We start from the raw sequence: 10611 nt of genomic DNA on the forward strand, positions 1-10611 counted from the left end.
CCGGGGCGCGTTCATATGACTGAAAAGCTGTTTTTCGGAGCGCTGGAGTTCGATATCTTGCTCGGTGACGTGCGTTCACTGAAGGAGAAGCGCTCCGTCATCCGCCCGATCATCGCCGATCTGAAACGCTTCGGCGTGAGTGTCGCCGAGGGCGGGGAACACGATCTGTACCGGCGTTCGCTGCTCGGTGTGGCGATTGCCAGCTACGGCATGAATCATCTGACCGAAGTGTTGGACAAGTGTGAACGGCACGTCGCGTACCGACCGGAGTTAGAGTTGCTGTCGGTACGCCGCCGCGTCTTCGGACCCGAAGACTGAAAGACGAGTTAGGAGGGACGTCCCATGGTTGATCAGGCCAGGGCACGCCGACTCGCGAAGCGGATCTCCACGATCGTGGCCACTGCCATCGAATACGAGATCAAGGATCCGCGGCTGCGTTTCGTGACCGTCACCGATACCAAGGTGACCGGAGATCTACGCGAGGCCACCGTCTACTACACGGTGATGGGGGAAACCCTGGACACCGAACCGGACTACGCGGAAGCGGCGGCCGGACTGGAGAAGGCCAAGGGCATTCTGCGCTCCAAGGTGGGCGCGGGCACCGGGGTGAAGTTCACCCCCATCCTGTCCTTCGCCCTCGATACCGTGCCGAACGCGGCGCGGGAGATGGAGGAGTTGCTCGCCCGCGCCCGGGCCGCCGACGCCCAGGTGGCGCAGGTGGCGGCGGGAGCCAAGCACGCGGGTGACGCGGATCCGTACAAGTCCGACCGCGACGACGACGCCGAGGACTGAGACGGGTGACGGCGCGGGCCGGTGGGTACTACCCCGGTAATGTGTATTACCGACCGGTCCGCTATCGGGCGGGAATGGAGCCGTCGTGAGTGAGGCCGTGGACGCCGATAACAGCACCGCCACGAGCGCCGATCCCTCCCCTGTGATGAACGATTCGGGTGTCGCACCCGTGGTGGCCGGGATCGGCGCCGAAGAACCGAGCAGTCCGGTCGACCTGTCCGCCGCCGTCGACGTGTTGGACACCGCGCGATCGGTCACGGTGCTCTGCCACGTCCAACCCGATGCCGACACCATCGGCAGCGGACTGGCGCTGGCGCAGGTATTGCACCGGCGCGGGGTGCCGGTGCGGGTGTCCTTCGCGGAACCGGCGGAGGTGCCCGTCTCCATGCGCTCACTGCCCGGTATCGAACTCCTGGTGCCGCCCGATCGGGTGCCCGCCGAGGTCGACGTGCTGGTGGCGGTGGACTGCGGCAGCGTGGGGCGCCTCGGAACGTTGCGCGACCGCCTCGCCGGTGCCCGGGTGAGCCTGGTGCTCGATCACCACCGCTCCAACACCCGCTTCGGCACCGTCAATGTCATCGACGAATCCGCGGAATCCACAGCGGGTTTGGTGGTTCGGGTGCTGGACGCCTGGGGCGAACCCATCGACCGCCCCATCGCGCACTGCCTCTTCGCGGGACTGGTCACCGATACCGGTTCCTTCAAATGGCCGCGCCCCGGCTCGCACACCCTCGCCGAACGCCTGCTGGCCACCGGTATCGACGGCGCCGCCATCACCCGCACCCTGATGGACACCCATCCCTTCGCCTGGCTGCCCATGCTCTCCAAGGTTCTCGGCTCCGCCCGCCTGGAGCCCGCGGCCGCCGGTGGCGCGGGCCTGGTCTACGCCTTCGTCCGGCGCGACGACACCGCGGGCGTCCGCTCGGAGGAGGTGGAGAGCGTGGTCGATATCGTCCGCACCACCGCCGAGGCCGAAATCGCCGCCGTCTTCAAGGAATCCCGCACCACCCCCGACCTCTGGACGGTCTCGCTGCGCTCGCACGCCCGCCCCGACGGCACCCCGGGCGTCGATGTCGCCCGCATCGCCACCACCCTCGGCGGCGGCGGTCATCGCTACGCGGCGGGCTACACCACCTCCGGCACCCCGGACCAGCTCGTGGCCACGCTGCTCGCCGAACTCGGCTGATCCACAGGACGATCCATGCCTTCGCGCCTGCCCGGTGTCGAGGAGCCGGTTCGCCGACAGTGAGGATCGTCACCGCGTGTCGTGCCGCGGTGGCGTCGTGTGGACCTGCCGGGTGGGGAATATCGCCGTGATCGGGGGGCGAGCGGCCGACCATCGCATTCGGGACCCACTGGCGGGGAGCGCGCCGCGCGGCCACGTTGTTACCCGATGGTTCTTGACAGCGGCGGCCGTAAGGCGGACGCTGAGATAGTTACTAAAGCTAAGTTAATTGTGACATGTCCCGTCCGCCGCGTGCGGATGTAATGAATCCGGCAATTGTGCAGGAGGTTGGTCATGCTCGATGATGCACGCGCCGAACGGCGTGAACGGCGAATCGCGGACGCGCTGGCCGATGATCAGGTGCGCGAGGCGGTGGCGGACGCCGCCGTGAGCGACTCGGTGCGCCGGGCGGAGGTGCGACTCGCGAGGATCGTCGACGCGGTGATGTCGGGGTACGGGGACCGGGCGGCCCTGGCGTGGCGGCGGTCGGAGCTCGTCGACGGGGCGGTGCGGCTGCTGCCCGAATACTCGACCATGACCTACCGCGAACTGTGGCGACGAGCCGGCGCGGTCGCGGCCGAATGCGGCGCTGATGCCGAATCCCCGGTCCGCGCAGGTGATTTCGTATGCACGCTGGGCTTCACCAGCCCGGACTACACGGTGGTGGATCTGGCGCTGGTCCGGCTGGCCGCGGTGGCGGTGCCGCTCCAGGCCAGCGCCTCGGTGGCCCAGTGGCGGTCGATCATGGCCGAGACCGAGCCGCGGATGCTGGCGACCAGTGCCGAAACGCTCCCGGCCGCGGTCGAAGCCGTCCTCGGCGGATTCGCGCCGCGCCGGGTACTCGTCTTCGACTACCGGCCCGAGCTCGAGGCGCACCGGTCGGCCGTCGACTCGGCGCGCGAGCGGCTGGCCGAGGTGGGCTGCCAGGTCGCCACCGTGGCCGATGCCATCGACCGCGGGGCGAGTCTCCCCGCACCCCTGTGCATTCCGTCCGACCGTGAACGGCTCGCCCTGCTCATCTACACCTCCGGCAGCACCGGTGCTCCCAAAGGCGCCATGTACACCGACCGGCTCGCAGCCGGTTTATGGTTGTCGGCGAACGACATTCGAGTACCGGCCCTCACCATGAACTACATGCCGCTCAGCCATGTCGCGGGCCGGATGTCCCTCTACGGCACGCTGATGCGCGGCGGCACGGCCTATTTCGCCGCCGCCAGCGATATGTCCACCCTCCTGGATGATTTCGGTCTGGCGCGGCCCACCGAACTGTTTCTGGTGCCGCGCGTGTGCGAGCTGCTCCACCAGCGCTATCAGAGCGAGTTGGACCGGCGGGTGCTCGCGGGTGACGATGTCGAGACCGCCGCCACCGACGTGAAAGCGGAACTGCGGGAACGGGTGCTGGGTGGGCGCTACCTCACGGCGCTGTCGGGGAGTGCGCCGCTGGCCGCCGAGATGAAGACCTTCATGGAATCGTTGCTCGACGATGAGCTGCACGATGGCTACGGCTCCACCGAGGCGGGTGGCAGCGTGCTGCTGGACAACCGCATCAAGCGGCCTCCCGTACTCGACTACCGGCTCGTCGACGTCCCCGAACTGGGCTACTTCCGCACCGACAAGCCCCACCCGCGTGGGGAATTGCTGCTGAAGACCGAAAGCATGTTTCCCGGCTACTACAAGCGCCCGGAGATCACCGCCGAGATGTTCGACGCGGACGGCTTCTACCGCACCGGTGACGTGGTGGCCGAACTCGGCCCGGATCAGCTGGTGTACGTGGACCGCCGCAACAATGTGCTGAAGCTGTCGCAGGGCGAGTTCGTCACCGTGGCCGCCCTGGAGGCCGTGTACGCGACGAGTCCGCTGATCCGGCAGATCTTCGTGTACGGCTCGAGCGAACGCGCGTACCTGCTGGCGGTGGTGGTGCCGACGGACGAGGTGCTGGCGCTGCCGGCCGCGCGGGCGCGTACGGAGGTGGGGGAATCGCTGCACCGCATCGCCAAGGAATCGGGCTTGCAGCCGTACGAGATCCCGCGCGAGGTGCTCATCGAATCCGAGCCCTTCACCATCGACAACGGTTTGCTCTCGGGTATCGGAAAACTGCTGCGGCCCAAGCTCAAAGAGCACTACAGCGAGCGCCTGGAGCGGCTGTACACCGAACTGGCACAGCAGCGCGAGGACGAGCTGACCACGCTGCGGCGCGGCGCGCACGAACGCCCGGTTCTGGAGACCGTGACCCGTGCGGCCGGTGCCGTGCTCGACCTGGCCGCCGGGGAGGTGTCGCCCGACGCCCACTTCGCGGATCTGGGCGGCGATTCCCTGTCCGCGCTGTCGTTCTCGACCCTGCTGCGGGATATCTTCGGCGTGGAGGTGCCGGTCGGTGTCATCGTCGGCCCGGCCACGGATCTGGCGCGGATCGCCGAATACCTGGTGGCCGAACGTGATTCCGGCACCCGGCCGACCGCCGCCGCCGTGCACGGCGACGACGGACTGCTGCGCGCCGACGATCTCGCGCTGGAGGCATTCCTCGATTCCGGCACGCTGGCTGCGGCCACGCGCCTGTCGGCCCCGACGGACCCGCCGCGCACGGTCCTGCTGACCGGCGCCAACGGCTATCTCGGCCGCTTCCTCGCCCTCGAATGGCTACAGCGTCTGGACGATTCGGGCGGCACCCTGATCTGCCTGGTCCGCGGCAGCGACGCCGACGCCGCGCGCCGCCGTCTCGACGCGGTGTTCGCCACCGGCGATCCGGAGCTGGAAGCCCACTACCGCGACCTCGCCGGGCGGCGGCTGCGCGTCCTGGCGGGCGATATCGGCGAACCGAATCTCGGCCTGAGCGAACAGGACTGGCGCGACCTCGCCGAATCCGTCGACGTGATCGTCCATCCGGCCGCCCTGGTCAACCACGTCCTGCCCTACGCCCAGCTGTTCGGCCCCAATGTCGTCGGCACCGCCGAGGTCATCCGCCTGGCCCTGACCGCGAGGCTGAAGCCGGTCACCTACCTGTCCACCGTGGCCGTATCCGCCGGTATCGACCCGGAGACGTTCACCGAGGACGGCGACATTCGCGAGATCAGTCCGGTACGCCGCCTCGACGATGGTTACGCCAACGGCTACGGCAACAGCAAATGGGCCGGGGAGGTGCTGCTCCGCGCCGCCCACGACCGTTTCGGGCTCCCGGTGGCGGTCTTCCGCTCCGATATGATCCTGGCCCACAGCCACTACGCCGGACAGCTCAACGTGCCCGACATGTTCACCCGCCTGCTGCTGAGTGTCCTGGCCACCGGCCTGGCGCCCGGCTCTTTTCACGATGCGCACGGCCGCCGCCATCGTACCCACTACGACGGCCTCCCAGCCGATTTCACAGCCGCCGCCGTCACCACCCTGGGCGCTACGCCCACGAGCGGCTTCGACACCTACGACGTCCTCAACCCCCACGACGACGGCATCTCCCTGGACACCTTCGTCGACTGGCTCATCGACGCGGGCCACCCCATAGACCGCATCGACGACTACGCCGACTGGTTCACCCGCTTCGAAACGGCCCTGCGCGCCCTACCCGACCGGCAACGCCAGCACTCCCTGCTACCCCTCCTGCACGCCTACCGCCGCCCCACCCCACCCCTCCCCGGAGCCGCCCTCCCCGCCAAGCACTTCCGCGCCGCCGTCCAGCAGGCGAAACTCGGCCCGGAAGGGGATATCCCGCACCTGGACCGGGAGTTGATCGAGAAGTACGTCAGCGACCTGCGCCTACTGGGACTACTCGGGTGAGGGTGGCTCTCCGCCGCGTGCTGTCCGAGCCGCTATCGCACGCCGGATCAGGGCGCGGGCAGCGTCTCCTGTCACCGACTGCCCGGCCAGCACGTCGAATGCCCGACCGTACTGGGCTATCTCCCGAGGCTGGGTGACAGTCAGTTCGGCCGTTACGGTTTCGATCATGACCCGGGCATGGTCGAACATGGCGAAGTTGGTCATCGACACCCGATACGGCGACTCGACGGGGACGATCCCGAGCGCGACCCTCGGCATGCCGAGCACGGCGGACAACCGGTCGAGCTGACCGATCATCGTCTGATCGCTGCCCACCGTGGTCCGTAGGGCTTGCTCCGCGATGATGAAGTGGAACCTGTGGTTTCGGCGGTACAGGATCTGCTGGCGTTCCATCCGTTTGGAGACGCCCGCATCGATGTCGTCGGGCACCTGCTGGAACTCGACAACGCTCCGGAGTACCGCCTCGGCATACTCCGCCGTCTGCAGCAGACCCGGAATCAGGAACGGGTGATAGATCCGCATGACCTCGGTTTCGGCTTCCAGCCTGATCGAAACCTGTTGTCTGTGCTTGGTTCCGGTGCCGAGAACGCGTCGCCACTCGAGCCACGCGGCTTCGATGTTCCGCAGGGTTGCGATCAGGTCCGGTATCTGAGCCTCGGAGCCGGTGTGAGCGCACCACACCCGGATGTCTGCATCGGCGGGCTTGGTTTTGCCGTACTCGATCTTCGAGACCTTGGACTGATGCCAGCCGGCCCGACGGGCGAGCTCGGTGCCGCTGATACCCGCGTCCTGGCGGAGCTCTCGGAGTCGAGCCCCGAGCGCTTCCTTTGCCTGTTCCAGCGAACCGGTCACGCCTCGACGTACTCCGACAGGGGAGTAGCCAGTGACCAGACCCGTTCCTTCACACTTCGGACGTAGGAGACGATCCGAGGGTCGGTGGTCACGGCCCCGCCGACCCAGCGTCCGTTCGCACCGGGCTCGAATACGGTGAATGCCACGACCGAGTCGTCGAACAGCCACCAATCATCCGCGGTCAACTCGTCGGGGGCGATCAGATGCCGCGGCAGATAGCGAACGTCCTCGCCCGCTTCGACATTGAGGCGGGCAACGTGTTTCGCATACCGGGTGTAATCGTTGTGCGGCACCGTAACCACCCGTGCCCGATTGACGGCCACTCCACGACCGGTGGTCGCCCGTACGTGGCTCAGCCACGGCTGAAACCACCCGTAATCGTCGGGTTCGTCGGCGAGGAACCGTACCAGCGGTGGATAGTCCGCCGGGTAGTAGTCGTCCCGCACCTCGAGGTGGAAGGCTTCCCGTTCGGCCTGCCGAAACAGGTCGTTGAACGCTTCACCGTGTGCGAGCAGCATCTCCGTAAAATGTCCTTCCCAGCTTGGCGACCTCGACGCAGGTCTCATCGGGGTAGATGTCCATCTGTCGCAACGCTTCCAGGTCGGTGACCGACGCACCGGACAGAACGAAGGTCCCGCGACCCGTATCGGTCAGGGTCGCCCCGATGAACGTGCCCGGCAGCGCGAAGCCCAACAGCAGATGGGGAATCTCGATCATGCCCGGTGTGCCTGTCCGCCAACCTTGGACGACGTAGGTACCCCTGTCCGTCGCATACAACGAGGGACACCCGCCACCTTCGGTGCCGCCTTTGCCGAGAAACTGTAACCGCATTGTTCGACCCCCACATCGGTGCAAGCGAATTCATGCTCGTATCAGTTCGATGATCCCCCAACGAAGTCGGCTTCGTAGCTGAACAGTCAATATAAGCATTCTCGAGCATAGTCATGGACGAGCGCTGCCCGCAGTACTTAGCGTGAAGTCCGAGCGCTCGGTGGCGGTGCGGTAGTCCCGCTCCCGAGCCTCGACCAACCACCGGACAAGGGGAGCAGGATGGCGAGGCGGACCTGGCTCGGCGAGTTCCCCGGCGGCGTACTCGAACTCGACGCCTACGACGACGATGACGCCGACGGGTATCCGGGCGTGTACCTGGAGATGCGCGGCGCTGTCGGCGAACCCCCGCGAGGAGACGACATGCGTTACAGGCCAACGGCAATCGGGTACCTGCGGACCGACGTATCCGCCACGGCCCGGTTCCATGACGAGTCGCGCATCCGCGAACTGGCCGCCCGGCTCGGCTACGACTTCGCCGACATGATCGTCTACGACCAGAAATTCGGTCGGCCGCCACTGGCCCGGCTGAAGTCCCAGATCGGCCGGCTCGGCGCACGAGCTGTCTTCGTGCCCGGCCTCGTGCATTTCGAGGGCGGGCAGGTGCCCGGATCGCTGACCGAACTGGTCGACGTCATCACCGTGTCGCCGGAAGCGACGTACGAGCGTCGAGCAATACCGTCATCACCAAAGTTGCCACCCCGCAAGGTGAATGGGGCCTAGCGGCATTCTCGCCCTGTGTCGAGCCGGATAGCCGTCGTTATCGTACGCGTCTCGACTTCCTCGCTCCGATAACCGGCTCGGTGATCCGCGCAGGCGCGGCAGCTGCGATTCGTGACATCTCCGGCTTGCCCAACTTCGCTTTCGATGCCGAAGTTCATTTCCTGATGAAGGCGATGAATCCGGCATTTCGGGTCTGAACATCCGCAGTTCAGATAGCCGGTGCCCTTCTGCCGCAATGTATTTCGCGATAGAATGGACGCATGAATCCGGGGGAAGGAATCCACGACATCAGCGGTATCGCCGCTGTGCGCGCGGGCTTGACCGCGTTGCAGTCCGTGGACCTCACCGGCTTCGACGATAGCGAGTTCGAGGGTTTGCTGGCCGAGTTCGAAACCTGCCGCCGCATAGTCGAGTCGGTGTCGCATCGGCTGCTGATCGAGATCGGGGATCGGGCTCTGCCGCGCATGGTCGGACGGCGGGGCCTGCACCGGTATCTGGTGGAAACCCTGCGCCTATCGCGGTTCGAGGCCGCCTCCCGCATCGACGCCGCCCACGCCCTGGGCGTGTTCCACGAACCCAGCGGCGCGGTACTGGAACCGTCGCTGCCCGTCACCGCGGCCGCGCATGCCGAGGGCGCGATCTCGGCCACCCACGCCCGCGCGATCATGCGGGTGATGGACCGGATACCCGACGCCGTCGACACCGCCACCCGCGCGGTCGCCGAACACCACCTCGCCGACGCCGCCCGGGTGTTGGCTCCCGAACAGGTCACCCACGTCGGAGACCGGCTGCTGGGGTTCCTCGACCCCGACGGCACCCTCACCACCGACCGAGACCGCGCCCGCCTGCGAGGGTTCACGCTGTCCCCACAACGCATCGACGGAATGTCACAGGTCACCGGCTACGTCGACCCCGAACTGCGGGCGCTGCTCGACACCGTCCTGGCCAAGTGGGCACGCCCGGGCATGTGTATGCCCGACGACCCTGACAGCCCACAACTGGGGAACCGTTACCCTGCCTGCGTCCACCCCGATCGGCAAGGCCCCGCCGGGCACTGCCCGGGTGGGTGCGGCGGCGATGGGTGCGGCCCGGGTGGGTGCGGCTCCGACTGGTCCGACCCCGACACCGGCCACCCCGCCGGGCGCACCTCTGACGGATGCGTCTCCGGTGGAAACCTCGCCGACGGTGTCGCGGGCGATGGTGTCGATCCGGCGCGGCTTCGCGCGGCGATCGGCCGTGACACCCGCACCGCCGCTCAACGCAATCACGATGCGTTGACAGCGTTCCTGTCCTCCGGTGGTGGCCCCGGCCGCATCGATCTGGGCAGCCACCGCGGGGTACCGGTCGCGGTCACCCTCACCATGACCGTCGAGGATCTGCTGCGCGGTGCCGGACACGCGGTCACCGCGACCGGCACCACCATCCCCCTGCGGCAGGCGTGGCGGATGGCCGAAGGTGCGATCCCGCTGCTGATGATCTTCGGCAAACACCAGGGCAAGCCCCCCTTCGAGGGGATGGGCAAGCGCGCGCCGTAGCCGTTCGTCGGCCCGTCCACGTGCTCTTCACCGGTCGACACCGAGAAGCCGTTTGTCGGTTCGATTGCCGCGGTGAATCGACAACGGGGACGAGGTTGCCGGTGAGACGGCATCAGAACCGCGCCTTGTCATCTCTCACCGGAGGTGCTGTTCTGTGGCAGTCTGGCCGCGTGCGTGAGAGTGAAAAGGCCAGGCATGAAAGCGGAGTCGCTGCGATCATCGAGAGGATCGCGGTCAACAACGGGGGAGCCTTCGGGGTGGAGGTTGGCGTCGGGAGAAGGGTTGAGGTTCGACCTTCGACGCAGCGGATGGCTCAGCCCGCCCGAGTACTCTTCCTCTGTTCGGTGTTCACCGCTGTTCTGCTGGCGGTCCTCCTATGCGTGGGAGTGACTTTCTTCGGGTTCCTGGTCTTCCTCTTCTAGCGGCACGGTTCGCCAGTTCCGGATCGGTACACGGATACGGTTCCGGCCGGCGAATGGCCACACCCCAATCGCCAGGGCGGCTTCGAGCCGGGCCTGCGGGCTTGCCGCGGCTGGTGCTCGGAGCATGTCGGCGGCGTGTGCGATTGTGATCGAATGCGCGAGGGTGATGGCGAAGTGGTCGGGGAGTCGGAGGTCGCGGCGCGGAGTGACGCGGAGACGGTGACCACCGTGCGCCCGGATCGGGGCGCGGATGCGGCTGACGCGGGTCCGCGGCGGATACTCGGTATCGCCGTGCCCACGCTCGGCGTGCTGGTGGCCGAACCGCTCTACCTGCTGTTCGATATGGCCGTCGTGGGTCGGCTCGGGGCGTTGGCGCTGGCCGGGCTGGCGGTCGGGGGATTGATTCTGGTGCAGGTGTCGGCGCAGTTGACGTTCTTGAGTTACGGCACCACGGCGCGGGCGGCGCGGC

Annotated in this window: 10 protein-coding genes and 1 pseudogene; 8 read left to right on the forward strand and 3 right to left on the reverse strand. The window is 67.3% G+C overall.

The window, feature by feature from the left end:
* The first annotated feature begins 27 nt into the window (after window positions 1–27).
* From QK444_RS23615 to car, 4 genes are all read left to right on the forward strand, one after another.
* On the forward strand, window positions 28–318 hold the full coding sequence (locus QK444_RS23615) for a DUF503 domain-containing protein (RefSeq protein ID WP_282783785.1): 291 nt from the start codon (window positions 28–30) through the stop codon (window positions 316–318).
* Window positions 319–342: 24 nt separating this feature from the next.
* Complete coding sequence (gene rbfA / locus QK444_RS23620; protein ID WP_039815975.1) at window positions 343–792, forward strand: 30S ribosome-binding factor RbfA; 450 nt, start codon at window positions 343–345, stop codon at window positions 790–792.
* 145 nt (window positions 793–937) lie between these two features.
* Entirely contained in the window at window positions 938–1978 is a 1041-nt protein-coding gene (locus QK444_RS23625) for a bifunctional oligoribonuclease/PAP phosphatase NrnA (RefSeq protein ID WP_282783787.1), read from the forward strand.
* 333 nt (window positions 1979–2311) lie between these two features.
* A complete protein-coding gene (gene car / locus QK444_RS23630; protein ID WP_282783771.1) occupies window positions 2312–5782 on the forward strand; it encodes a carboxylic acid reductase in 3471 nt (1156 codons plus the stop codon).
* Here car and QK444_RS23635 read toward each other — a convergent pair.
* The 3 genes from QK444_RS23635 to QK444_RS23645 are packed head-to-tail and all read right to left on the reverse strand — an operon-like array spanning window position 5771 to window position 7351.
* Complete coding sequence (locus QK444_RS23635; RefSeq protein ID WP_282783773.1) at window positions 5771–6634, reverse strand: helix-turn-helix transcriptional regulator; 864 nt, start codon at window positions 6632–6634, stop codon at window positions 5771–5773. The genes car and QK444_RS23635 overlap by 12 nt on opposite strands.
* Window positions 6631–7152: a DUF6879 family protein gene (locus QK444_RS23640; protein WP_282783775.1), complete on the reverse strand. Its 522-nt coding sequence runs from the start codon at window positions 7150–7152 to the stop codon at window positions 6631–6633. Before QK444_RS23640 ends, QK444_RS23635 begins: the two co-directional genes overlap by 4 nt.
* Window positions 7133–7351 carry a hypothetical protein gene (locus QK444_RS23645; protein ID WP_282783777.1) on the reverse strand — a complete coding sequence of 73 codons (219 nt, stop codon included), beginning with the start codon at window positions 7349–7351 and terminating at the stop codon, window positions 7133–7135. The genes QK444_RS23640 and QK444_RS23645 overlap by 20 nt, the downstream gene beginning before the upstream one ends.
* Before the next feature lie 333 nt (window positions 7352–7684).
* Here QK444_RS23645 and QK444_RS23650 point away from each other — a divergent pair, with 333 nt between their 5' ends.
* The 4 genes and pseudogenes from QK444_RS23650 to QK444_RS23665 form a co-directional block, all read left to right on the forward strand.
* Window positions 7685–8185 carry a hypothetical protein gene (locus QK444_RS23650; RefSeq protein WP_282783778.1) on the forward strand — a complete coding sequence of 167 codons (501 nt, stop codon included), beginning with the start codon at window positions 7685–7687 and terminating at the stop codon, window positions 8183–8185.
* A 260-nt stretch (window positions 8186–8445) separates the two neighbouring features.
* Complete coding sequence (locus tag QK444_RS23655) at window positions 8446–9720, forward strand: DUF222 domain-containing protein (RefSeq protein ID WP_282783781.1); 1275 nt, start codon at window positions 8446–8448, stop codon at window positions 9718–9720.
* 170 nt (window positions 9721–9890) lie between these two features.
* Window positions 9891–10142, forward strand: coding sequence for a hypothetical protein (locus tag QK444_RS23660; RefSeq protein WP_282783783.1), 252 nt, complete (start codon window positions 9891–9893; stop codon window positions 10140–10142).
* 153 nt (window positions 10143–10295) lie between these two features.
* Window positions 10296–10611, forward strand: a pseudogene (locus tag QK444_RS23665) (MATE family efflux transporter); the annotation flags it as partial.

It is taken from the genome of Nocardia sp. CC201C, assembly GCF_030010695.1.
Classification (GTDB): Bacteria; Actinomycetota; Actinomycetes; order Mycobacteriales; family Mycobacteriaceae; genus Nocardia; species Nocardia otitidiscaviarum.

What these genes read in the sequence shown, in the direction of transcription:
- QK444_RS23645 (WP_282783777.1), bottom strand. Translation starts at nt 7,351, where the DNA reads ATGATCGAGATTCCCCATCTGCTGTTGGGCTTCGCGCTGCCGGGCACG.
- car (WP_282783771.1), top strand. Translation starts at nt 2,312, where the DNA reads ATGCTCGATGATGCACGCGCCGAACGGCGTGAACGGCGAATCGCGGAC.
- QK444_RS23640 (WP_282783775.1), bottom strand. Translation starts at nt 7,152, where the DNA reads ATGCTGCTCGCACACGGTGAAGCGTTCAACGACCTGTTTCGGCAGGCC.
- QK444_RS23650 (WP_282783778.1), top strand. Translation starts at nt 7,685, where the DNA reads ATGGCGAGGCGGACCTGGCTCGGCGAGTTCCCCGGCGGCGTACTCGAA.
- rbfA (WP_039815975.1), top strand. Translation starts at nt 343, where the DNA reads ATGGTTGATCAGGCCAGGGCACGCCGACTCGCGAAGCGGATCTCCACG.
- QK444_RS23625 (WP_282783787.1), top strand. Translation starts at nt 938, where the DNA reads ATGAACGATTCGGGTGTCGCACCCGTGGTGGCCGGGATCGGCGCCGAA.
- QK444_RS23655 (WP_282783781.1), top strand. Translation starts at nt 8,446, where the DNA reads ATGAATCCGGGGGAAGGAATCCACGACATCAGCGGTATCGCCGCTGTG.